The organism is Pseudomonas sp. TWP3-2 (assembly GCF_049897765.1).
In the GTDB taxonomy this organism is placed as follows: Bacteria; Pseudomonadota; Gammaproteobacteria; order Pseudomonadales; family Pseudomonadaceae; genus Aquipseudomonas.
Map to the genome: position 1 here is coordinate 125540 of NZ_JAFCWW010000007.1, position 24484 is coordinate 150023.

At 60.3% G+C, this 24484-nt stretch carries 19 protein-coding genes; 9 read left to right on the plus strand and 10 right to left on the minus strand.

Going from position 1 to position 24484, the window contains the following annotated elements; genetic code table 11:
• Positions 1-78 precede the first annotated feature (78 nt).
• Both ACP7EE_RS12950 and rlmKL read right to left on the minus strand, forming a co-directional pair.
• The gene (locus tag ACP7EE_RS12950) at positions 79-2463 is read right to left on the minus strand and encodes a sensor domain-containing diguanylate cyclase (protein WP_426234815.1); all 2385 of its coding nucleotides are present in this window, start codon (positions 2461-2463) and stop codon (positions 79-81) included.
• Between the two features lie 145 nt (positions 2464-2608).
• Entirely contained in the window at positions 2609-4879 is a 2271-nt protein-coding gene (gene rlmKL / locus ACP7EE_RS12955; RefSeq protein WP_426234816.1) for a bifunctional 23S rRNA (guanine(2069)-N(7))-methyltransferase RlmK/23S rRNA (guanine(2445)-N(2))-methyltransferase RlmL, read from the minus strand.
• 533 nt (positions 4880-5412) lie between these two features.
• On the opposite strand from rlmKL, the gene rmf reads away from it, so the two are divergent.
• Positions 5413-5628 carry a ribosome modulation factor gene (gene rmf / locus ACP7EE_RS12960; protein WP_003223300.1) on the plus strand — a complete coding sequence of 72 codons (216 nt, stop codon included), beginning with the start codon at positions 5413-5415 and terminating at the stop codon, positions 5626-5628.
• Positions 5629-5913: 285 nt separating this feature from the next.
• On the opposite strand, the gene ACP7EE_RS12965 is transcribed toward rmf, so the two are convergent.
• Positions 5914-6942 carry a quinone-dependent dihydroorotate dehydrogenase gene (locus ACP7EE_RS12965; RefSeq protein ID WP_426205120.1) on the minus strand — a complete coding sequence of 343 codons (1029 nt, stop codon included), beginning with the start codon at positions 6940-6942 and terminating at the stop codon, positions 5914-5916.
• Positions 6943-7085: 143 nt separating this feature from the next.
• Here ACP7EE_RS12965 and ACP7EE_RS12970 point away from each other — a divergent pair, with 143 nt between their 5' ends.
• The 8 genes from ACP7EE_RS12970 to cobA all read left to right on the plus strand — a co-directional run bounded on the left by ACP7EE_RS12970 (position 7086) and on the right by cobA (position 18669).
• On the plus strand, positions 7086-8297 hold the full coding sequence (locus tag ACP7EE_RS12970) for a CmpA/NrtA family ABC transporter substrate-binding protein (RefSeq protein ID WP_426234817.1): 1212 nt from the start codon (positions 7086-7088) through the stop codon (positions 8295-8297).
• 15 nt (positions 8298-8312) lie between these two features.
• Positions 8313-8888, plus strand: coding sequence for an ANTAR domain-containing response regulator (locus ACP7EE_RS12975; RefSeq protein ID WP_420648804.1), 576 nt, complete (start codon positions 8313-8315; stop codon positions 8886-8888).
• A gap of 315 nt (positions 8889-9203) precedes the next feature.
• Positions 9204-10415: a nitrate/nitrite transporter gene (locus tag ACP7EE_RS12980; RefSeq protein ID WP_426234818.1), complete on the plus strand. Its 1212-nt coding sequence runs from the start codon at positions 9204-9206 to the stop codon at positions 10413-10415.
• Positions 10416-10422: 7 nt separating this feature from the next.
• Complete coding sequence (locus tag ACP7EE_RS12985) at positions 10423-12096, plus strand: protein kinase domain-containing protein (protein ID WP_426234819.1); 1674 nt, start codon at positions 10423-10425, stop codon at positions 12094-12096.
• 299 nt (positions 12097-12395) lie between these two features.
• On the plus strand, positions 12396-14849 hold the full coding sequence (gene nirB, locus ACP7EE_RS12990; RefSeq protein ID WP_426234820.1) for a nitrite reductase large subunit NirB: 2454 nt from the start codon (positions 12396-12398) through the stop codon (positions 14847-14849).
• Entirely contained in the window at positions 14846-15163 is a 318-nt protein-coding gene (gene nirD / locus ACP7EE_RS12995; RefSeq protein ID WP_426234821.1) for a nitrite reductase small subunit NirD, read from the plus strand. The genes nirB and nirD overlap by 4 nt, the downstream gene beginning before the upstream one ends.
• Positions 15163-17877, plus strand: a complete 2715-nt coding sequence (locus ACP7EE_RS13000) for a molybdopterin-dependent oxidoreductase (protein ID WP_426234822.1) — start codon at positions 15163-15165, stop codon at positions 17875-17877. Before nirD ends, ACP7EE_RS13000 begins: the two co-directional genes overlap by 1 nt.
• Before the next feature lie 12 nt (positions 17878-17889).
• Positions 17890-18669 carry a uroporphyrinogen-III C-methyltransferase gene (cobA, locus tag ACP7EE_RS13005; RefSeq protein WP_426234823.1) on the plus strand — a complete coding sequence of 260 codons (780 nt, stop codon included), beginning with the start codon at positions 17890-17892 and terminating at the stop codon, positions 18667-18669.
• A gap of 73 nt (positions 18670-18742) precedes the next feature.
• Here cobA and ACP7EE_RS13010 read toward each other — a convergent pair whose 3' ends face one another.
• The 7 genes from ACP7EE_RS13010 to ACP7EE_RS13040 all read right to left on the minus strand — a co-directional run bounded on the left by ACP7EE_RS13010 (position 18743) and on the right by ACP7EE_RS13040 (position 24399).
• Positions 18743-19777, minus strand: coding sequence for an OmpA family protein (locus tag ACP7EE_RS13010; protein WP_420648810.1), 1035 nt, complete (start codon positions 19775-19777; stop codon positions 18743-18745).
• 107 nt (positions 19778-19884) lie between these two features.
• Positions 19885-20475 (minus strand): RNA polymerase sigma factor SigX, encoded by a 591-nt coding sequence (sigX, locus tag ACP7EE_RS13015; protein WP_420648811.1) that lies wholly within the window; start codon positions 20473-20475, stop codon positions 19885-19887.
• A gap of 90 nt (positions 20476-20565) precedes the next feature.
• Positions 20566-21390, minus strand: coding sequence for a mechanosensitive ion channel family protein (locus ACP7EE_RS13020; protein WP_007916401.1), 825 nt, complete (start codon positions 21388-21390; stop codon positions 20566-20568).
• 2 nt (positions 21391-21392) lie between these two features.
• Entirely contained in the window at positions 21393-21641 is a 249-nt protein-coding gene (locus ACP7EE_RS13025) for a CrfX protein (RefSeq protein ID WP_426234824.1), read from the minus strand.
• Positions 21642-21704: 63 nt separating this feature from the next.
• Positions 21705-22700 carry a zinc transporter ZntB gene (locus tag ACP7EE_RS13030; protein WP_426234825.1) on the minus strand — a complete coding sequence of 332 codons (996 nt, stop codon included), beginning with the start codon at positions 22698-22700 and terminating at the stop codon, positions 21705-21707.
• A 25-nt stretch (positions 22701-22725) separates the two neighbouring features.
• Positions 22726-23217, minus strand: a complete 492-nt coding sequence (gene rraA, locus ACP7EE_RS13035) for a ribonuclease E activity regulator RraA (protein WP_426234826.1) — start codon at positions 23215-23217, stop codon at positions 22726-22728.
• A 192-nt stretch (positions 23218-23409) separates the two neighbouring features.
• A complete protein-coding gene (locus ACP7EE_RS13040) occupies positions 23410-24399 on the minus strand; it encodes an alpha/beta fold hydrolase (RefSeq protein WP_426234827.1) in 990 nt (329 codons plus the stop codon).
• Positions 24400-24484: the final 85 nt, after the last annotated feature.

Sequence of the window (24484 nt, forward strand, 5' to 3'; positions counted from 1 at the left end):
TCAGTCACTACATGTGCTGGCTGGACGGACGCTATCGCTGGCAAGCCAGCTCCCACAGGATTTGCGCCGTGCTCAATTTCAATTCATCTCCCGCTCAACCCGATCCCGCCCGTGCTGCTTGGCGGCATACACGCCGGAGTCGGCGCGCAGCAACAACGCATCCGCGCCCTCGCCCACTCGCCAACTGGCGATGCCAAAACTCGCCGTCACCACCCCGACCACATCGACCGGCTCGCTGCGTAACCCCTGCCACAACTCCACCGCCAACATGTATGCATGCTCGCCATCGATATCCGGGCACAACACCATGAATTCCTCGCCACCCAAGCGGCAGAACACATCGGTCCGGCGCAGCCGATGGCCAATGCGCTCGCACACCGCTTGCAACACGCGGTCGCCCACGGCATGTCCGTACTGATCGTTGATGCGTTTGAAGTGGTCGATATCGAGCATGATCACCGACAATTCACCGCCACCACGCTCGACCCGCGCCATCTCCGTGGTCAGGCGCTCCTGAAAATACCGGCGGTTGTGAATCCCGGTCAGCGAATCAGTCACCGACAACGCGCGCAGTTCTTCTTCCACGCGTTTCAGGTCGGAGATGTCCGAGATATAGCCATGCCACAACACGCCGCCACCCGGCAGTTCTTCCGGCGTCGCCTCGCCGCGCACCCAGCGCAGACCGCGACTCGGTAGTTGCACGCGATATTCCTCGCGCCACGGGCTGAGGTTCGCCGCCGAAGTGCGGATCGAGGAACGCACGCGAACGGTGTCCTGCGGATGAATGCGAGTGAAGATCGCCTCGGCGTCGAACAGCAACACGTCCGGTTCCAGCTCGTAGATCTCGCGGATGCCGTCGCTGGCGTAGATCACGCTGAACCGCCCGTCGAACTCCATTTTGAACTGGTAGATGCCGCCCGGCACGTGAGCGCTGAGCTTTTTCAGCAGCACATCGCGCGCCGCCAGGGCTTCGTGTACGCGCTTGCGCTCGGTGATGTCGATGCAGATCGCCAGATGCCCGACCCACAAACCCTGCTCATCCAGCAGCGGAGTGGCGAGCATGTTCACCGGCAGATGGCTGCCGTCACTGCAGATCAGCGTCCACTCGCGCGCCTCATGGCCGCCGACTTCGCCGCCCTCGACCAGCATCGCCTGACAGGTCGGAATGTTCTTGCCATAACGCGCGCTCAACTCCGCCGCGCGCGCAATCAGCTCACGGGGAAAATGCAGGTTCTCCAGGGTCATGCGGCCGACCACTTCTTCGCTGCGATAGCCGAGCATCTGTTCGGCGCCGGGATTGAAGGTGCTGATCACCCCGCGCAGGTCGGTGGCGATGATTGCCACTTGGGTCGCCGCGTTCAGCACGCCGCGTAGTTGGCCGTGGGTGCCGCGCAGTTCCTGTTCGCTGGCGTGCAGCTCTTGCGTGCGCTGCTCGACCAGCCGCAAGGCGCGCTGACGCTGGCTGACCAGCACATATAACAGCGCGCTGAGCAGCAGACTCAGAAGCGCGCCGAGCACCACCACACTGCTGATCGACGAATGATTGGCCTGAACAAACGCCTCGCTCGGCGCGATATCCACCTGATAGTCGTGATCGGCCATGCGCAACAGGCGCGTGGCCGACAGATCACTCGGGGCCGGCGCGTTGCTCGATTCGAACAGCGCTTCATGCTCGTCGCTGGTGGACAGATCGAGAATGCGCACCGACAGGTAATCGTGGAACGCATCCGGCAGTCCATCGGCGAGCAACTGACGCATGCTGATCACCGCCATCACATAGCCGAACGACTTCTGCTCGCCTTCGCGAATCACCGGCGCCACCAGCAGCACGCCGCGCGCGTAGGCCGGTTCGATGCTCACCAGATGCATCGGTTGCGACACCGCCAGGCTACCGAGGTGATCGGCGCGTTCCAGGGTCGAGCGCCTCAGCGGCTGCGCCAGCAGGTCATAACCCAGCGGCGAGCCGAGCCGACTCTGGGTCTGGCTGTACAGCACGACCACGTATTCATCACGGGCAGCTGCAATTTGCAGCGCCCCTTGAGCGTCGAGCTCACGCACGCTGAAGTTGCTCAAACCTTCGTCGCGCACCTGCTGCTCGAATTGCGCGCGCTCGGCACCGCTCACTCGCAGCGCGAACGAATAGGCTTGGGTACGCAGTAATAAAGGATGGGTATAACCGTCGAACTCGGCGCGGGACACCGATTTGGAGTTGGCGAAGAACCGGCGCAGGCTGTCGAGCCGCTGCTCCTGATCCTGAAAACGCTCTTCGATGCGGCTGTAACGCTCATTCGCCAGTAGCTGAAAGCGCTGACGCAATTGTTGATTGAATTGATTGAGCGTGGCCCAGGCGAGCAGCCCCGTAAGAATCCCGCCGGCGAGCAATACCAGCAGCGCGACCAGCCAGGCCGAGACATCTTCACTGATAAAACCCAGAATCTTCGGGCGTACGGGGTGCAACGACATAAAGGCAACTCACTACGCCAGAGTTTCGGAGAAACCCCCTAGGCCGTGAGTAGATTTATAGCTATTAGCCACTAACTTTGCTAGCACTGAACGGCTCCACGAGCCTATAAGAATCAAGGCTCTGTGGATCCAGGTGCTCAGAGTGTCAACGAGCCGTGATTTTCCAGGCGCGGTGGATCTTGGTGTTGCGCGCGAAATCCGGATCAATGGTCTGGGCGCTGATTTCCTCGACCGCGTAACGCTCGGCGAGGTTTTCTTCGAGCTGGAACTTGCGGAAGTTGTTGGAGAAGTACAACACCCCGCCCGCCGCCAGGCGCGCCATCGCCAGATCGATCAACTGCACCTGATCGCGCTGCACATCGAAAATGCCTTCCATGCGCTTGGAGTTGGAGAAGGTCGGCGGATCGATGAAGATCAGGTCGTACTCTTCGCGGCAGCTTTCCAGCCACGCCATCACGTCGCCCTGCTCCAGACGGTTCTTGTCGGAGAAACCGTTCAGCGACAGGTTGCGGCGCGCCCAGTCGAGGTAGGTTTTCGACAGGTCGACGCTGGTGGTGCTGCGCGCGCCACCCTTGGCCGCGTGCACGCTGGCGGTCGCGGTGTAGCAATACAGATTAAGGAAGCGCTTGCCGGCCGCCTCTTTCTGAATGCGCAGACGCATCGCACGGTGGTCGAGGAACAGGCCGGTGTCGAGGTAGTCGGTGAGGTTGACCAGCAGCTTGACGCCGCCCTCGGTCACTTCATTGAACTTGCCCTGCGCCGCCTGGCGCTCGTACTGCTTGGTGCCGCTCTGACGCTCGCGGCGCTTGACCACGACGCGGCTCTTGTCGATGTTCAGCGCCTGCGGAATAGCCGCCAGTGCATCGAACATGCGAATCGAAGCTTTTTCCGGATCAATCGACTTCGGCGCAGCGTATTCCTGCACATGCACCCAGTCGTGGTACAGGTCGATGGCCATGGCGTATTCCGGCATGTCCGCATCGTAGACGCGGTAGCAATCGATGCCTTCGCGCTTGACCCACTTGCCCAGTGCCTTGAGGTTTTTCTGCAGACGGTTGGCAAACATCTGCCCGCCTTCGCTCAAACGCGCCTGCTCGACCACGGGCGCCGGGGCCGGCACAGGTTTGATCGGGTTGCCGTTCTTGTTGAATTTGCGCTCTTGCGGCTCGTCCGGCAGTTGATCGTAAACCGCTTGCTCGCGTTCGGCCTGACGTTGCTCCGCAGTGCGACGCTCGCCAGTGACGAACTGATCAGGCGTGACTTTGATCAGCAGCAACTTGCACGGCAACGCGCCGTTCCAGAACGAATACTGTTTGTGGCTGCGAATGCCCATGCGCTTGCCCAGCTCCGGCGCGCCGGTGAACACCGCCGCTTCCCAGTTCAGGCAGGCCTGACGCAGGCGCTCGCCGAGGTTCTGGTAGAGATACAGCAGGCTGGCTTCGTCACCGAGACGCTCGCCGTACGGCGGGTTGCAGATCACCAGACCTTTCTGGTTCTGATCCGGGCGCGGCTCGAAGGTCGCGACTTCGCCCTGGTAGATCTTGATCCACTCGCTCAGGCCGGCACGTTCAACGTTGTTGCGGCCCGGCTGAATCAGGCGTGGGTCGGCTTCATAACCGCGAATCCACAGCGGTGGCTTGGCCAGACCGGCAGCGGCGCGCTCGCTCGCTTCTTCGTGCAGCTTTTTCCACAGCGCCGGCACGTGACCCAGCCATGCGGTGAAGCCCCACTGCTCGCGACGCAGGTTCGGTGCCATGTCGGCGGCAATCATGCCGGCTTCGACGAGGAACGTACCGACACCGCACATCGGGTCAGCCAGCGCGCCGCCATCGGCAGCAATGCGCGGCCAGCCGGAACGGATCAGGATCGCGGCCGCAAGGTTTTCCTTCAGCGGCGCAGCGCCCTGCTGCAAGCGGTAACCGCGCTGGTGCAGGCTGTGGCCGGACAGGTCGAGGGACAGAATCGCTTCGCCGCGATCCAGACGCAGGTGAATCCGCAGGTCCGGATTGAGCTTGTCAATCGACGGACGGTCGCCTTGCGGGGTGCGCAGTTTGTCGACGATGGCGTCTTTGACTTTCAACGCGCCGAAGTGCGTGTTGTCGATGCCCGAGCCGTGGCCGCTGAACTCGACGGCCAGGGTGCCGTCGCTGAGCATGTGGTCCTGCCACTCGACGTCGAGCACGCCGTGGTACAGGTCTTCTGCGTCTTTCATCGCGAAGCGCTTGAGCACCAGCAACACGCGGTTGGCCAGGCGCGACCAGAGGCACAGGCGATAGGCGGTTTCCATGGTCGCCATGCCACGCACGGCGGAGGTGTGCTCGCGTGCGTCTTCAAGGCCAAGCCCGACGGCTTCCTCGATGAGAAGGCCTTCAAGGCCTTTGGGGCATGTGAGGAAGATTTCGAATTGATCGGACATTGGAATTTCAGAGCCTTTGGCTGAGTGAACCGGCAACGCATTGCCGATCCGGTTTTCAATCAGGCGCTTTTCTGTGAGAGCGCCCGCGTGGCACGAAGGTGTGCCGTTCCATCCCTGCTGCTCGAATTAAAGAGCTTAGATGCCGGGACAGAGAAAAAAGTTGAAGCAACAAAATGACTCAAAGCAACCCTTCGTCGAATAATGCCCCAGTGTAAACGTGGGTCATTCTCACTAAAGGATTAACCTCATCATGCAGCGCGGTGCCGATCATACCGGGGTTTGGCCACGAAGCGCTCAGCAAATACGCTGTTACTTATGGCCATAGCATCTTTTTCGTTACGTCCTTATGACAAAACGGTCATTCCCTCGATGTGACGCTTTGGTTAGAACTTGTCTCAGGTTGACGTCCCAACGGCGTCAACACCTTGGCTCGCCACGCCGGCAGCGAGCCGCCAACGGCAGATGTTTTTTTCTGCCAGACCTCAATTGAGGTCGACGCGACATAGACAGTCAACAAGTGAGGGAAACACCCTATGAGAAGACTTAAGCGTGATCCGTTGGAAAGAGCATTTTTGCGCGGATATCAATATGGCGTTGGTGGCAAATCCCGTGAGCTTTGCCCATTTACTCTACCGTCGGTACGTCAAGCCTGGATCAACGGCTGGCGAGAAGGACGCGGCGACAACTGGGACGGTATGACCGGCACTGCGGGAATCCACAGACTCAACGAACTTCACGCCGTCGGCTGACACAGGGCATTAATTCCGACACGACAATCTGAATACGTTACACCTTAACCACGCACGTCCCTCCCGGACGGCGGGCTGCGGCCCAGGGGCTCCTTCGAGGAGCCCTTTTTTATGCATCACATTCAACACTATTTCTGTGGCGAGGGGATTTATCCCCGTTGGGTCGCGCAGCGGCCCCAAAACCTGTCACCTCGGTGCCGCAGATAAATCAAAAGATCAGAAACGACGACTGCTGCGCAGCCGAGCGGGGATAAATCCCCTCGCCACAAGAGCCCCTTGCCAGATTCAGCGTCCGACTTTCATTGCCGCGATGGCGTCCACCGATTCACGAATCAGCGCCGGGCCTTTATAGATGAAGCCGGAGTAGATCTGCACCAGGCTCGCGCCGGCAGCAATCTTCTCGGCCGCATGCTTGCCTTCGGTAATCCCGCCCGCCGCGATGATCGGCAGACGACCGCCCAGCTCCGCCGCCAGCACTTTCACCGTGTGCGTGCTCTTCTCACGCACCGGCGCACCGGACAGACCGCCCATCTCGTCGCCATGTTCCATGCCTTCGACGCCAACGCGACTCAGGGTGGTGTTGGTGGCGATCACCGCATCCATCCCGGTTTCGATCAGTGCCTGGGCAACCTGCACGGTTTCTTCGTCGGTCATGTCCGGAGCGATCTTGATCGCCAGCGGCACATGCTTGCCGTGACGCAGCGCCAGTTCGGCGCGACGCTGGGCCAAGTCCGCCAGCAACTGCTTGAGCGAATCACCGAATTGCAGGCTGCGCAGGCCCGGGGTGTTCGGCGAGCTGACGTTGACCGTGATGTAACTGGCGTGGGCGTAAACCTTGTCCAGGCAGATCAGGTAGTCGTCGACTGCGCGCTCGACCGGGGTGTCGAAATTCTTGCCGATATTGATCCCAAGCACGCCTTTATATTTGGCGGCAGCAACCCGCGCCAACAGGTGATCAACGCCAAGGTTGTTGAACCCCATGCGATTGATGATCGCCTCGGCTTCCGGCAAGCGGAAGATCCGCGGTTTCGGGTTGCCCGGCTGCGGACGCGGAGTGATGGTGCCGATTTCGACGAAACCGAAACCCAACTGTGCAAAGCCGTCGATGGCCGCGCCGTTCTTGTCCAGACCTGCGGCCAGACCCACCGGGTTCGGAAAGTCCAGCCCCATGACATTCACCGGCACGTGCGCCGGGGCCTTGCACAGCAAGCCGTTGAGGCCCAAACGACCGCCCGCGCCGATCAGATCCAGCGACAGGTCGTGGGAGGTTTCCGGGGAAAGTTTGAACAACAGCTGACGGGCCAGGGTGTACATGGGCGGCGAGGACTCGGGCGGCGAAAAGAGGCGGCGATTATAGCCGGGCATGATCCTGCGGCGCGAGGCGCACGCGCAAATCCTTGTGCGTGGCATATGCCTTGCACCCTGCATTTTCACGATGGCTTTTGCAGGTGCACGCAATGACTCAACCTTCTGCCGGGCCGCTGGCCTGGGTCAACGGCAGCGACGCCCCGGAAAAAAGCGCAATCAATCTTGGCTTCATGGCCCTGAGCGACTGCGCCTCGCTGGTGGTCGCCGCCACGCAGGGCTTCGCTCAACCTTATGGCCTGACCCTCAACCTCAAGCGTCAGACCTCGTGGGCCAACCTGCGCGACAAACTGGTCAGCGGCGAACTCGACGCCGCGCACAGCCTGTATGGCCTGATCTACGCGGTGCATCTGGGCATCGGCGGCGTGGCGCCGACCGACATGGCGGTGTTGATGGGCCTCAACCAGAACGGTCAGAGCCTCAACCTGTCCCACGGCTTGCAACGGCTCGGTGTGACCAGTCCTGAAGCGCTCGACCGCCATGTGCACCATTCGCGCGCAAAACTCACCTTCGCGCAGACCTTCCCCACCGGCACTCACGCGATGTGGCTGTATTACTGGCTGGCGAGCCAAGGCATTCATCCATTGCGCGATGTCGACAGCGTGGTGGTGCCGCCGCCGCAAATGGTCGCGCACTTGCAGGCCGGACGTATCGACGGTTTCTGCGTCGGCGAGCCATGGGCAGCCAGCGCGGTGCAACAGGATCTCGGTTTTACCTTGGCGACCAGCCAGACCATCTGGCCCGATCACCCGGAAAAAGTCCTCGGCTGCACCCGCGCCTTCGTCGAGCAGTATCCGAATACCGCACGGGCGCTGGTGATGGCGATTCTCGAAGCCAGCCGTTTCATCGAAGCCAATCCGGAAAACTGTCGCAGCACTGCGCAGCTGTTAAGTGCGCCGGAATATCTCGACGCGCCGGTTGCCTGTATCGAACCGCGGTTTACCGGCGACTACGCCGACGGTCTCGGCAATCGCTGGCAAGACCCGCACGCGCTGCGCTTTCATGGCGACGGCTCAGTCAATCTGCCGTACCTGTCGGACGGCATGTGGTTCATGACCCAGTTCCGCCGCTGGGGTTTGCTGCGTGATGACCCGGATTACCTCGGCGTTGCCCGTCAGGTGCAGCAACTGGCCTTATACCGCGACGCGGCGACGGCCATCGGTGTGCCGCTGGGCGTGGACGATATGCGCAGCAGCCAGTTGATCGACGGCAAAATCTGGGACGGCAGCGATCCAGCCGGCTACGCCCGCAGTTTCAAATTGCATGCGCTGAGCGACAGCGCTGCCCTTCTCGCCCGCCGCTGACAGGAGATCGCCAATATGCTGCGCATTCTGCTGATCAACGACACCGCGAAAAAGGTCGGGCGCTTGAAAGCCGCGTTGACCGAGGCCGGTTTTGAGGTTATCGATGAATCGGGATTGACCATCGACCTGCCCGCGCGCGTCGAAACGGTGCGCCCGGACGTGATCCTGATCGATACCGAGTCACCGAGCCGCGATGTGCTGGAACAAGTGGTGCTGGTCAGCCGCGACCAGCCACGGCCGATCGTGATGTTCACCGACGAACATGATCCCGGCGTGATGCGTCAGGCAATCAAGTCCGGGGTCAGTGCCTACATCGTCGAAGGCATTCACGCCCAACGTTTGCAGCCGATTCTCGACGTGGCGATGGCGCGCTTCGAAAGCGACCAGGCCCTGCGCGCCCAGCTGCATGCCCGCGACCAGCAATTGGCCGAGCGCAAGCGCATCGAACTGGCCAAGGGCTTGTTGATGAAGATGAAAGACTGCAATGAGGAAGAGGCTTACACCCTGATGCGCCGTCAGGCCATGAGCCGCCAGCAGAAACTGATTCAGGTCGCGGAGCAGATCATCGCCATGAGCGAGTTGCTTGGCTGAGAAAAGCAAGAGCTCGCAGCCTTCGGCAGCTCCTACATGAGATCAGCGTCCCCCTGTAGGAGCTGTCGAGTGCAACGAGGCTGCGAGCTTTCAAGCCTTGGCACAGTTCTCGCTAAGTAATCGCTACAGGTAACCAACGGCGGTTGCCCCACCTACGACAAAGACGTCGCTCACCCTCCTCGCCCAACTGGCGATCCGGGTAGCGGCGTTTTTGCGTTTTGGCCCCACAGCCCGGGGCCGGTGGTGCGGCCGTGGCGGCGCTCCACTTGCTGGTCAATGACTCCTTCTCGAGATTCTTTACAGCTGAGGTGCGCGATGAATAAAAGCTTCTGGAAATCCGGCCATACCCCGACCCTGTTCGCGGCCTTCCTCTATTTCGACCTGAGCTTCATGGTCTGGTATCTGCTCGGTCCACTGGCGGTGCAAATCGCCGCTGACCTGCACCTGACCACGCAACAGCGCGGCCTCGTAGTCGCAACGCCAATCCTGGCTGGCGCCGTGCTGCGCTTTGCGATGGGCATGCTCGCGGATCGCCTGTCGCCAAAAACCGCCGGGCTGATCGGCCAGGTGATCGTCATCTGCGCACTGTTCGGCGCGTGGAAACTGGGAATTCACAGCTACGAACAGGCACTGATCCTCGGGCTGTTCCTCGGCATGGCTGGGGCGTCGTTCGCCGTGGCCCTGCCGCTCGCGTCGCAGTGGTACCCGCCAGAGCATCAAGGCAAGGCGCTGGGCATTGCCGGCGCCGGTAACTCTGGCACCGTGCTCGCCGCGTTGATCGCACCCGTGCTGGCTGCCGCGTTCGGCTGGAGCAACGTCTTCGGTTTCGCCGTGATTCCATTGATCCTGACGCTGGTGCTCTTCGCATGGATGGCGAAAAACGCTCCTGAGCGGCCGAAAGCCAAATCCATGGCCGACTACTTCAAGGCCTTGGGCGACCGCGACAGTTGGTGGTTCATGTTTTTCTACAGCGTGACCTTCGGCGGCTTCATCGGTCTGGCCAGCGCCCTGCCCGGCTACTTCAACGATCAATACGGTCTGAGCCCGGTGACGGCCGGTTACTACACCGCTGCCTGCGTGTTCGGCGGCAGCCTGATGCGTCCGTTGGGTGGCGCGCTGGCTGATCGTTTCGGCGGTATTCGCACCCTGCTGGCGATGTACACCGTCGCGGCGATCTGCATTGCTGCGGTCGGTTTCAACTTGCCAAGCTCCTACGCCGCACTGGCACTTTTCGTCTGCACCATGCTCGGTTTAGGCGCAGGCAACGGCGCAGTGTTCCAACTGGTGCCACAGCGGTTTCGCCGCGAGATCGGCGTGATGACCGGGCTGATCGGCATGGCCGGCGGCATCGGCGGTTTTGCCTTGGCGGCCGGCATGGGCGCGATCAAGCAGAGCACCGGCAGCTATCAACTGGCCCTTTGGTTGTTCGCCAGTCTGGGTGTGCTGGCCTGGTTCGGTTTGCATGGCGTCAAACGTCGCTGGAGAACCACTTGGGGTTCGGCGGCCGTGACCGCTGCGCGGGTCTGAGGACCAAGTGGCTCTGCAACTGAGTTTCGCCGACGCCAGCGCCACCGGCCCACGGGCGGAGAACCAGGACGCTTTGCGTCTGGTCACTCCAGCCCCGGCGCTGGCAGCGAGCAAGGGCTTTCTGTTCGCCATCGCCGACGGTGTCAGCCAGTGCGCCGATGGCGGACTCGCCGCGCGCTCGACCTTGCAGGCACTGGCGCTGGACTACTACGCCACCCCGGAGACCTGGAGCGTGGCGCAGTCGCTGGATCGCCTGCTGCTCGCGCAAAATCGCTGGTTGCAGGCCAACGGCGGCGGTCAGCCGTTACTGACCACGGTCAGCGCTCTGGTCATGCGCGGCAGGCGTTTCACCCTGGCGCATGTGGGCGATTGTCGGGTTTACCGCTGGCATGCCGACACTTTGCAGCGCATCACCGACGATCACGTCTGGGATCAGCCGGGCATGCAGCATGTGCTCAAACGCGCCCTGGGCCTGGATCAACACCTGGTGCTGGATTTTCTCGACGGTGAATTGCGTGAGGGCGAGAGCTTTGTGTTGCTCAGCGATGGCGTGTGGTCGACGCTGGGGGATACGGCGATTGCGGCGGTTCTGCGAGATCAGCCAGATCTGAACGCGGCAGCGCAAACACTGGTGAGCGCCGCGCATCTGGCGGGCAGTCAGGACAACGCCAGCGCTTTGCTGGTGCGGGTTGATGCGCTGGGTGAGGCAAATATTGGCGATGCGTTGATGCATCTGCAGCAATGGCCGTTGCCGCCGCCCTTGAAACCGGGCCAGAACTTTGAAGGCTGGCAGGTGCAGAGCGTCGTCGGGCAGAGCCAGCAGTCGCTGCTGTATCGGGTTGTTGATGGACAAGGTCTGGCGTGGCTGCTGAAAACCTTGCCGGCGCGCCTGGCTGACGATCCCCGCGCGGGTCAGGCGTTACTGTCTGAAGAATGGTTTCTCAAGCGTGTAGCCGGGCGACATTTTCCTGAAGTGCACGCACTGACTCAGCGTCAGCATTTGTACTACGTGATGCGTGAATATTCCGGCTCGACTCTCGCGCAACTGTTCGAGCAAAGCGGTCCGCTGCCGTTGGCGCAATGGCAGGATTTGGCTGAACGGCTGCTGCGCGCGGTTGGCCTGCTGCATCGGCGGCAGATCCTGCACCGCGACATCAAACCGGAGAATCTGCTGCTGGGAGATGACGGCGAGTTGCGGCTGCTGGATTTTGGTCTGGCGTATTGCCAAGGATTGTCCGAAGACACGCCGTCAACTTTGCCGGGCACGCCGAGCTTCATCGCGCCGGAAGCCTTTCTCGGGGATGCGCCCGCTGCGCAGCAGGATTTGTATGCGCTGGGCGTGACCTTGTATTTCCTGCTCACAGGACACTTTCCCTACGGCGAGATTGAGGCGTTTCAGCGTCCGCGATTCGGGGTGCCGGTGAGTGCCAGTCGCTATCGGCCGGATCTGCCAGAGTGGCTGGCGCAAAGTCTGGAGCACGGCGTCGCGGCGGACCCTTTGCAGCGTTTTGAAACGGCGGAGGAATGGTTGCTGGTGCTGGAGCAAGGCGAGCGCCGCAGCTTGACTGTGCGACCACGGCCATTGCTGGAGCGGGAGCCGCTGAAGGTCTGGCGGACATTGGCGCTGGTGGCGTTATTGGGGAATCTGGTGCTGCTGTATTTGCTGTTTCATCAGCCTTGATCCAACGCTTCAAAACCGAGCGCGATGCCTCGCGATGGTGCATCGAAAACCCTGCTCCCACAACGGAAGCCCTTTAATCACGGCGCTTGCGCCACTTGGCACAACCACTGCATTACCTGTTTCAACTTACATAAAGCCCAACCTTCAACGACGAAGGCCGGGCTTCCCGAGAGAACGGGACCAGGACAAAGGCGTCCTCGCTAGGCAACTAGCGGGACGCCTTTTTTTGTTTGCGCATTATTTGTCGAGCAAGGCCTGACTGCCCACAAGAGGCAAGCCCCAAGCTCCCGGAGAACCTGATGAAAAAACTCAAACTGGTGATGATCGGCAACGGCATGGCCGGGGTCCGCACCCTCGAAGAACTGCTCAAGCTGAGCGACGAGCTGTACGACATCACAGTCTTCGGCGCCGAACCGCACACCAACTACAACCGCATCCTGCTGTCACCGGTGCTGGCCGGTGAGCAAACCTTCGAAGAAATCGTGCTCAACGATCTCGACTGGTACCTGGAAAACAACATCAAGTTATTGCTCAACCGCAAAGTGGTCGAGATCGACCGGGTCAAGCGCCGGGTGATCGCAGAAGACGGCACAGAAGCGGAATACGATCGCCTGCTGATCGCCACCGGTTCGACCCCGTTCATCCTGCCAATCCCCGGCAACACTTTGCAGGGCGTGATCGGTTATCGCGACATCGCCGACACCCAGGCGATGATCGACACCGCAAAAACTCACAAGCACGCCGTGGTGATCGGCGGCGGCCTGCTCGGGCTCGAAGCGGCCAACGGCCTGATGCTGCGCGGCATGCACGTTACCGTGGTGCATCTGGGTGAATGGCTACTGGAGCGGCAACTGGACAAGACCAGCGGCCAACTCCTGCAAACCGCCCTCGAATCCCGTGGCCTGCACTTTCGCCTGTGCGAACAGACTCAAGCCCTGCACGACGCCGGCAATGGCCGGGTCGGCTCGGTGCAGTTCAACAACGGCGACATCATCCCCGCCGATCTGGTGGTCATGGCCGCAGGCATCCGTCCCAATACCGAACTCGCGGAGAAATCCGGCATCCCGTGCAATCGCGGGATTCTGGTCAACGACACCCTGCAAACCTACGACCCACGCATCTACGCCATCGGCGAATGCGCCAGCCACCGTGGCATCGCTTACGGCCTGGTCGCGCCGCTGTTCGAACAGGCCAAGGTCTGCGCCAATCACCTCGCACAATTGGGCTTCGCGCGTTATCAAGGTTCGGTGACTTCGACCAAATTGAAAGTCACCGGCATCGACCTGTTTTCCGCCGGCGATTTCATGGGCGGTGAAGGCACCGAAACCATCACCCTCTCCGACCCGATCGGCGGGGTGTACAAAAAACTGGTGATCAAGGATGACGTGCTGGTCGGCGCCTGTCTGTACGGCGATACGGCGGATGGCGGTTGGTATTTCCGACAGATTCGTGAGAATCACACCATCGGCGAGATCCGCGATCACCTCATGTTCGGCGAAAACGCTTTGGGCGACGTAGGACACCAAGGCCAGGACAAAGCCATGAGCATGGCCGACAACGCCGAAGTCTGCGGCTGCAACGGCGTGTGCAAAGGCACCATCGTCAAGGCGATTCAAGAACACGGGCTGTTCAGCGTCGATGAAGTGAAGAAGCACACCAAGGCTGCCAGCTCCTGCGGCTCCTGCGCCGGACTGGTCGAGCAGATCCTGATCAACACCGTCGGTGGCGCGGCCGACGTCAAACCGAAAAGTGAAAAAGCCATCTGCGGTTGCAGCGACCTCAACCACGGGCAGATCCGCAAAGCCATCCGCGAACAACACCTGCTGACCATCGCCGGCAGCATGAGCTACCTGAACTGGCGCACCCCGAACGGCTGCGCCACCTGCCGCCCGGCGCTCAACTACTACCTGATCTCGACCTGGCCGGGCGAGGCCAAGGACGATCCGCAATCGCGCCTGATCAACGAACGTGCACACGCCAACATTCAGAAAGACGGCACCTACTCGGTGGTGCCACGCATGTGGGGCGGTGTGACCAATCCGTCCGAGCTGCGGCGGATTGCCGACGTCGCCGACAAATACAACGTGCCGATGGTCAAGGTCACCGGTGGCCAACGCATCGACTTGCTCGGGATCAAAAAGCAGGACTTGCCCGGCGTGTGGAAAGACCTCGATATGCCGTCCGGCCACGCCTACGGCAAATCCATCCGCACCGTGAAAACCTGTGTCGGCAGCGAGTTCTGCCGCTTCGGCACGCAAAACTCGACGCAACTGGGCATTGAGCTTGAGCACGACCTGTTCAACATGTGGTCGCCGCACAAAGTGAAACTGGCCGTCTCCGGTTGCCCACGCAACTGCTCGGAAGCGGGAATCAAGGACGTAGGAATCATCGGCGTCGACTCCGGCTGGGAGATGTACATCGGTGGCAACGGCGGGATCAAAACCGAAGTCGCCGAGTTCTTCGTCAAGCTCAAGACCGCCGAGGAAGTGCGCGAATACAACGGCGCGTTTTTGCAGCTGTACCGCGAAGAAGCCTTCTACCTCGAACGCACCGTGCATTACATGCAGCGCGTTGGCATGGAGCACATCAAGAAGGCTGTGCTGGAAGATCCCGAGCGGCGTAAAGCGCTGAACGAGCGCCTGCAATTCTCCCTGTCGTTCGAACAGGACCCTTGGAAAGAGCGCCTCGCGCAGCCGCAATTAAAGAAAGAATTCGACGTCATTCCTGTGAAAAACCTGGAGGTGCCGGCATGAACTGGCTGGATATCTGTGCCCTCGAAGAGATCAACGCCCTCGGTTCGCGGATCATTGCCGGGCCGAAGGGTGACATCGCGATTTTTCGCACAAGCAACGATGAGGTTTTCGCACTCGATGACCGCTGCCCGCACAAGGGCGGGCCGCTGTCACAAGGCTTGATCTACGGCAAACGCGTGGCCTGCCCGCTGCACAACTGGCAGATCGACCTGGAGTCCGGCGAAGCCCAGGCCCCGGATATCGGCTGCGCGCACCATCACCCGGCTCGAGTAGAAAATGGCCGCGTGCAGCTGGCCCTACGGGACGCCGTCTGATGAACCGCCAGACGACCGCCTCGACCTGCTGCTATTGCGGGGTCGGCTGTGGCGTCCTGATCGAGCATGACGGCGAGCGCATCCTCGGCGTCAGCGGCGATCCGGCGCACCCGGCCAACTTCGGCAAACTGTGCAGCAAAGGCTCGACCCTGCACCTGACCGGCGACCTGGCGGCGCGTGCGTTGTACCCGGAACTGCGGCTGGGCAAGGGCATGGCGCGCAGCCGTTGTGACTGGGACACCGCGCTCGATCACGCCACTCAGGTGTTCGCCGAAACCATTGCCGAGCACGGCCCGGACAGCGTGGCGTTCTACATCTCCGGGCAGTTGCTGACCGAGGACTACTATGCCTTCAACAAACTCGCGCGGGGGCTGGTGGGCACCAACAACATCGACAGCAATTCGCGGCTGTGCATGTCATCGGCAGTGGTCGGCTACAAGCGCAGCCTCGGCGCCGATGCGCCGCCTTGCAGTTACGAGGACCTGGAGCTGAGCGATTGCGTGATGATCGTCGGCAGTAACATGGCCTACGCGCATCCGGTACTTTTTCGTCGCCTCGAAGAAGCCAAATCGCGCCGCCCGCAGATGAAAGTCATCGTTATCGATCCACGGCGCACCGACACTTGCGACCTCGCCGATCTGCATCTGGCGATCCTGCCGGGCACAGACGTCGCCTTGTTCCATGGGATTTTGCATCTGCTGCTGTGGGAAGACTGGATCGACCGCGACTTCGTCAACGCGCATACCGAAGGCCTTGCCGAGCTGAAAAGTCTGGTGCGCGATTACACCCCGACCATGGTTTCCCAGCTGTGCGGGATCAGTGTCGAGCAATTGCAGCAGTGCGCCGAGTGGGTCGGCACCTCACCCAGTTTTTTGTCGTTGTGGTGCATGGGCCTGAATCAGTCCACCGCTGGCAGCGCGAAGAACAGCGCGCTGATCAATCTGCACCTGGCCACCGGACAAATCGGCCGGCCCGGCGCAGGACCTTTCTCGCTGACCGGTCAGCCGAATGCCATGGGCGGACGGGAAACCGGCAGTTTGTCCAATCTGCTGCCCGGCCATCGCGATGCGACCAACCCTGAACATCGCGCCGAAGTGGCCGAGTATTGGGGCGTGGATTCGTTGCCAGAAAATTCCGGCCTCAGTGCGATTGAGCTGTTCGAGCAAGTGCGCAGCGGCAAGATTAAGGCGTTGTGGATCGCCTGCACCAACCCCGCGCAATCGATGCCGGATCAAACCGCTGTGCGCGCGGCGCTGGAGGCTTGCCCGTTCGTGGTGTTGCAGGAAGCTTTCCGTACAACTGAAACCGCCGCGTTTGCCGACCTGCTGCTGCCTGCCGCCAGTTGGGGCGAAAAGGAAGGCTCGGTGACCAACTCCGAACGGCGGATTTCCCACGTGCGCCAGGCCATTGTCGCACCGGGTGAAGCACGGCCGGACTGGGCGATCACGGTGGATTTCGCACAACGCCTGGAGAAACGTCTGCGTCCGCAGCAGCCGAGCCTGTTTGCCTTTGATCACCCGACGCAGCTGTTCGATGAGTTCAAAGCGCTGACCCGTGGCCGCGATCTGGACTTATCGGGCATCAGCCATGCGCTGATCGATGAGCTTGGGCCGCAGCAGTGGCCGTTTCCTGCCGGAGCACGGCAAGGCACGACGCGCCTGTACGTCGACGGCATATTTCCTACGACCAGCGGTCGCGCGCAGTTCATTGCCGATCCGTATCGCGCGGCCAAGGAACAACGCGATGCACGTTTTCCGTTGACCCTGATCACCGGCCGTCTGCGCGATCAATGGCACGGCATGAGTCGCACTGGCACTGCCGCGCAGTTGTTCGGGCATGTCAGCGAAGCCGTGTTGAGTCTGCATCCTGACGAATTGCGTCGGCATCGCCTGCAGCCGGGTGATCTGGTCAATCTGAAAAGTCGCCGGGGCGCGGTGATTGTCGCCGTGGGCAGCGATGACAGTGTGCGTCCGGGCCAGGCTTTTCTGCCTATGCACTGGGGTGACCGGTTTCTCAAGGGCGGCGTGAACGTTTTGACGTTGCCCACGTTTGATCCTCTGTCGAAACAACCCGAACTCAAGCACAGCGGCGTACGCCTCGAAACGGTGGATTTGCCCTGGCAGCTTTTCGCTCTGATAGAGGGCGATGTTCAACGGCATTTCGAGACGCTTCGACCGCTGTGCGAGGCGTTTTCCTACGTCAGCCTCAGCCTTGTCGGCCGGGAACGCCCTGCATTGCTGATACGCGCCGCCAGCGCGGTTGCGCCAGATCCGCAGTTACTGCGGCAGATCGACGAGTGTCTGGGCCTGATCGATGGTCCTGTACTGGCTTACGACGACCCACGGCGCGCCATCGGCAAACGAGTACGCATCGAAAACGGCCGGATCACTGCAATTCGCCTCGCTGGCGAAACCCTTGCGCAACATTGGTTGCAAGGCCTGTGGCTGGAGGGCCGTGCGGACGAGCAGTTGCGGCGCTGGCTGCTGGCACCGATGAGTGCCCCACCGGGGAGCGCCGGAACGCAGCTCGCTGCGGATAAAACCCTGTGCAACTGCCAGAACGTCAGTCAAAGCGCGGTCTGCGCCGGCATCCGCCGGGGTCTGGACTTGCCGGGGCTGAAACAAGAATTGGGCTGCGGCACGCAATGCGGCTCCTGCGTCCCGGAAATCAAGCGTTTGCTGGCGGCCAATGTGCAGCCGGTTGCCGTCATCTGAAGAGGAAACACCATGAATGCGAAAGTCTGGCTGGTGGGCGCAGGCCCTGGCGATCCGGAATTGCTCACGCTCAAAGCCGTGCGTGCGCTGCGCGAGGCAGATGTGGTGCTGATTGATGATCTGGTCAACGCAGCAGTGCTGGAACACTGCCCCGGCGCGCGGATCATTGCCGTCGGCAAGCGCGGTGGCTGTCGTTCAACGCCACAGGCATTCATTCATCGACTGATGCTGCGTTACGCGCGCCAGGGCAAATGCGTGGTGCGGCTCAAGGGCGGCGATCCGTGTATTTTCGGCCGTGGTGGTGAGGAAGCGCAGTGGCTGCGTGAGCGTGAGATTGAAGTGGAACTGGTGAATGGCATCACCGCCGGGCTGGCCGGGGCGACGCAGTGCGATATTCCGCTGACGTTACGCGGCGTGGCGCGTGGTGTGACGCTGGTCACGGCGCACACGCAGGACGACAGTCAGTTGAACTGGCAGGCGCTGGCGCAGGGCGGGACGACACTGGTGATTTACATGGGTGTGGCCAAGCTCAGCGAAATTCGTGAGCAGCTGTTGGCTGGCGGCATGGCGGCGGCTACGCCGGTGGCGATGATCGAAAACGCTTCCCTGCCGGAGCAGCGCGAATGTCGCAGTGATCTGACGGCTATGGAGGAGGATGCACGTGCATTTGAATTGAAGAGCCCGGCAATTCTGGTGATCGGTGCCGTTGCCGGTCGGGCAGGATCAAAAGATCGTCCGATCGCGGCCCGAGCCTGCGGCAGCTCCTACATTCAGAGCGCGGTCGCCCGGTAGCAAATCCCGGCAGTCAAATCGCAGACAAAGAAAAGCCCGGCCTAAGCCGGGCTTTTCTCAGAGCGGCAGCTAATTACTTAGCTTGAGCTTCAACCTGCGCTTCTACGCGACGGTTTACAGCGCGGCCAGCGTCAGTTTTGTTGTCAGCAACTGGGCGAGTTTCGCCGTAGCCAACAGACTGAACGCGGGACGATTCAACACCGTACTGGTTGGTCAGAACTTGCTTAACGGCGTTTGCACGACGCTCGGACAGTTTCTGGTTGTAAGCGTCAGGACCGACGGAGTCAGTGTGACCTTCAACAGTAGTGGTGGTGGATGGGTACTGCTTCATGAAGTCAGCCAGGTTTTTGATGTCGCCGTAGCTGTTGGTTTTAACAACAGATTTGTCGAAGTCAAATTTAACGTCCAGCTCTACACGTACAACTTCAGCAACTGCTGGGCAGCCATCAGCGTCAACAGTTACGTTGGCTGGGGTGTCCGGGCACTTGTCAACGTTGTCGCATACGCCGTCGTTGTCGCTGTCGGAGCAGACTTCAGCTGGTGCTGGAACTGGAGCAGCAGCAGGCTTGGAGCCGCCACCGAAGTTCACACCGATACCAACGCTAGGAGCCCACTCGGTGTCGCCCTGGTCGATATTGTATTGAGCTTCAACGCCAGCACGGGCGTAGAAGTTCTCGGTGAAGTACAGCTTGGCACCGCCGCCAACGTTGGCGAAGGTGGAACGGTTGCGACCGTTCGAACCGTTCTGGTCGATGCTCTGGTCAGAGAAACCGGCCGAAACGTACGGACGCAGCATGTCGCCCGGGTTGTTGAAGTGGTACAGAGCGTCCAGAGCGGTGTTAGCGCCCTTTACGTTCTTGCCGTCGTTGGCACGTACGTTGTGCACTTCGTCGTAGCCCAGACGCAGTTCAACGTCGTCGGTCAGGAAGTAACCAACAGAGCCGCCGAACAGGTTGCCGTTGTTCTTGAAGTTACGAGCGCTGTCGAATTGTTCTTTCTTAGCGAAGCCTTCGATTTCAACTGCGCCTTGGCCTTGTGCCAGAGCGCCGAACGAAGTGGCGGCAATCAAAGAACCAATGGCCAAGCCCAAGGTGTTTTTCAGTTTCATCCGTTAAATCCCCATCTGGTGATTGTGAAGCAGTCCCGCAAACCGGGGGACAACTCGGCGGCAAGTCTATCAGAACTTGCCTACACGTAAGAGATATTTGCGCCGAACTAAGTTTCAGCAATGCCTGCAAATTTCTCACGCAATTTATCTAGAGCACGTTTGTAACGCATTTTTGTCGCACTCAAACCCATGTGCATGATGTCTGCGATCTCCTGAAACTCCAGCTCTGCGACAAATCGTAGCACCAGAATTTCGCGGTCAATCGGGTTCACATACACCAGCCAGCGATCGAGCCCGCCCTTGTCCTCGGGGTTCGGCGTCTTCTCTTCAGACGCTTCCTCGAGGGGGTCAAGACTCAATGCGTCCATCAAGCGACGCTTTCGCCGTTCCTTCCGATACTGCGTGATGCATTCGTTGTAAGTGATGCTGTACAGCCAGGTTTTGAACTTCGATTTCCCCTCGAAGTTCTTCAAGCCGTACAGCACCTTCAACATCACTTCCTGACAGACATCGTCTGCGTCGCGATCGTTCCCAAGATATCGCGCACAAACGTTAAATAATGTTCGTTGGTAACGCCGCATCAGCTCTTCATAGGCGCGCGTCACGTGAAACAGCTCGGTGTGCGAGCGCGCGACCAACTCCTCATCAGAGAGCTCGCGGGGGTCGTAGCGCGTAGATAGCGTATGGGCTTTATTCAAAACAAGTCGTGCCGACAGTCAGGTCAATGTCCGCCGCAACCAGCATCAGCTGGCATTTCGCGGCGGCATACATTAGCAGGGTTTGCCGGGTTAGCGGCTACTCACATGCTGTTCCAGCAGGATCCGATTGGAAAGAGAGACTAGCTCACCCTCATCGGTCAGCAATGTGGTTTTAACCGTGCCGATCTCTTCGATCTGGCCTTCGACCTCGCCAACACGCACTTGTTGCCCAACCTGATACAACTCACGCACATAGATTCCCGCAAGAATCTGACCGGCAATTTCCCGGCTTCCCAAGCCCATGGCCAGCGCAACTGCCAGACCAACGGTAATCAATACGATGACAATCACATGGTTCAGCAGGTCGGTCTTGACCTCAAGCTGACTGATCGCGACCGAGATGCTGATGATGATAACCAGGCCCTGGGCAATTCGCCCAAGTCCTGAAGCGTAGTCCAGCCCTACGCCTTCTGCCGCCCCGCGCACCAGCCCGTTGGCCAATTGTGCGAGCAGAACACCCACCAACAACACCAGCGCGGCGCCGAATACTTTCGGCAAATACAGCGCCAGCATGTCGAGCGTAGCTGAAACTCGCTCAAGGCCAAGGGATTCTGCCGCAGAAACCAAAAATATCAGCAGAACGAACCAATACACAATTTTTCCGATCAACGTCGAGATCGGTACTTGCAGCCCCGCACGGGACATTAATTTAGTCAAACCGGTGCCGCCCATCAAGCGGTCAAGACCGAGTTTGGCCAGCAATTTGGACAGCAACGTGTCGAGCAACTTGGCAACCACGAAGCCCAACAGCAGCACCACCAGTGCGCCGAACAGGTTCGGGATGAAATTGGCGACTTTGGTCCACAACGCAGTCATTGCAGTGACGAGGCTCTGAGTCCAGAGATCAAGTTCCATATTCAATCAGCCTTATCAGCGGTGTGAACAGCAGGTTTACGAAGACGGGAAACCGGCGAGACATGCGCCGATCCATTATTCAAAGCGATCATCAGCGCGGGCAGCCAGCGGCCCAGCAGGCTGAACAGATCGCCGGCGCCGACCTGGCGGTTGGCGGTTTTAAGCACACGCCCAAGGGCCGCATCGTCGTCGCGAGCGGACGGCGAGGCGTTGAGCATGTCGCGCAGAGACTGTTCAAACGGATCGTGCATACGCACCTCTCGTGATGTCTGTGAAAGACGCGGGCAGATTTGGTCGGGTCACATGGCGCATGTTCAGACCCAGCGCAAACGGCGGAACAACCACCATTGTCCGAGCGCCACCGAGGCCATCAGCAGGCATGCCACCATGAATCCGTAGGGACTTTCGGAAAACGGAATACCGCCGACATTTATACCCAGCAGACCGGTGAGAAAACTCATCGGCAAAAAGATCCCGGTGATGATCCCGAAGCGGTACATGGTGCGGTTCATACGCACGCTCAAGCGCCGGTCTTCGGCCTCCAGCACAAGCCCCACGCGCTCTCGAGTCAATTCGAGCTCTTCGAGATAGCGCGTCAGGCTGTTGTTCAATTCGTTCCAGTAGTCGGCATCATCATCGACAAACCATGGCAGTTTTATCCGCGTCATTTGCCCAAAAATATCCCGCTGTGGAGCAAGAAAACGCTTCAGTCCGGCAGCCCGACGGCGGATGTGCAAAATCGAGCCGTGCTCGGGGGTATACCGTTCGTCGGCATCCATCTTTTCTTCTTCCTCATCGGCGATTTCCGAGAGGCAAGTCACCAGGTCCTGCACTTTATTGGTGAGGAACTGCGCCAGATACAGGATCAGTTCAGACGAGGTTTTCGGGCCTTTGCCCTCTGCCAAATCCGCCAACAACTCATCGGTTGCGCGCAACGGGCGCAACCGCAGGGAAATAACTCGCTGTGCCGAGGCAAAAATGCGCACCGAGACCATGTCTTCCGGCTCAGCCCCGGGGTTCAGATTGACCCCGCGCAAGAACAGCAGCAGCTCGGAATCCGGCAAAGGCAACAGACGTGGCCGGGTGTTTTCTTCCAGCAACAGGTCGCAAGTGAACTCGTTGAGGCCACTGGATTTACGCAACCAGGTCTGGGTTTGCGGGTGACTGCGATCCCAATGCAACCACAGGCTCTCGTGGGCCTGCAGTTGCAAATCGTCGAGATCAGTCCGGGCTATCGAACGCGCGCCGCCTTTACCGTCAAGCACCAGGGCATGCACCAGCCCCCATTGCGCGTTTTCTTCCTCGAACATCCTCACCCCTAATGATTACCGCGATTTATTCAGGCATTTGCAGCGGGCTTGGCGAGATGATCACGCCATTGTTGTCCGCATAGATGTAGTGGCCCGGATGGAATGTCACACCGGCGAAAGTCACGGCGACATTCAGGTCGCCGATCCCGCGCTTGTCAGTTTTCATCGGGTGGCTGGCCAGTGCCTGCACGCCCAGATCGGTCTGAGCGATGACATCGACATCGCGGATACAACCGTAGATCACCAGCCCTTCCCAGCCGTTTTTCGCGGCTTTCTCGGCGATAATGTCGCCGAGCAGCGCGCGACGCAGGGAACCGCCGCCATCGACCACCAGCACCTTGCCGTTGCCCTTGAGTTCCGCTTGTTCTTTGACCAGCGAGTTATCCTCGAAGCATTTGATGGTCACGATCTCGCCGCCGAACGAATCACGGCCGCCGAAATTGCTGAACATCGGTTCCAGCACCTGCACCAGCTCCGGATAGGCATCGCACAGGTCAGGCGTAAGGTAATGGTTCATCGAAAAACTCCTGTCAAAGGAAGACGCTCAAGGATGTCGAGTCGCTGTTCACCTTAGCCCATGCCATGGTCACCGACAGCACCTGAACAAACGCTGAAACGTAATAGCCAAATGGCCACCAAAAGTGACCAGAACCGCCGAATCCGTCATATCTTAGCCGCAAGCCGATCCGAACGAAATGCCCTTGTCAGTTCAAACAGCTTTCGCCAGGCCGGCCGCCTCAGCCAACAGCGGTGTCTGCTGATCAGCCAACCAACGCGCCACCAACGGCCAGACCTCAGCCTGCGCGACTTTGCTGACCAGCATTTCGACGTGGCCAAAATTATCTTTGAAGCCCTGCTCGAGCCCAAGATTGATGAACTGCTTGTGCTCGGAGCCGATCTGCTCGAACAGTTTCTGGCAGGCCCACGTCGGATCCTGATGATCGCCCGCCGCGCTCACTGCCAGTACCGGCACCTGAACCTCGGCCAGACCCGCCCACCAGTCCTTGTCCTTGTCGCCGAAACGCCCGAACAGGCCGTACCAGCGCATGCTTTCCAGCGCCAGACCGATCGGCTCGTCCTCCGGGCCACGCTTGAGCCGCGAACCTGAGAGTTGCGCAAAGCGCTTGAGAATGAAGCGCCCGCTCCACTCCACCGGCGGTATTTTCAGCGGCCAATAGGTCCGGCTGACCTGCGTTCCGAAAAATGCCGCTGACGCCACCGCAGGCTCACCGAGGTATTCCCCGCCAAGCGCCGCAGCCAGCGTGATGCCGCCCAGCGAGTGACCGATCCAGTGCGGAATCTGCCCACTCTGCTCGCGCACAAACGCAGCAATCGCCGGCAGATCGTAGCGCGCGTAATCGGCGACGCGGTTTTTGCGGTAGTTCTGGTTGCGCTGGGACAAGCCATGCCCGCGCATTTCCGGAATCCACACGTCGTAGCCCAGCCGCGCCAGATAAGCGCCGAGACCCAAGCCTTTGGGCGAAAACCAGAAGCGTCGATTGGAAAAACTACCGTGCAGCAGAATCACCGGCACGCCGCGCGCCAGCGATTCATCGGCCATGCCCAGACGGGTCACGGCGATTTCCACCGACCAGTCGGGGCTGTTGCCCGGTTTCAGGCGATACACGTCTTCGCTCAGATCGCCGCGCCGCTCGGCGCTGATCAGGGCGACAGGAAATAGGTTGCTGCTGCTTTGCATAATGCTCTTGCACAAAAAAGGGCGGCGTCCAGAGGAGCCCGCCCTGTTTCAATCATAAAGCGACCGGTCATTGACCGGCCGCTTC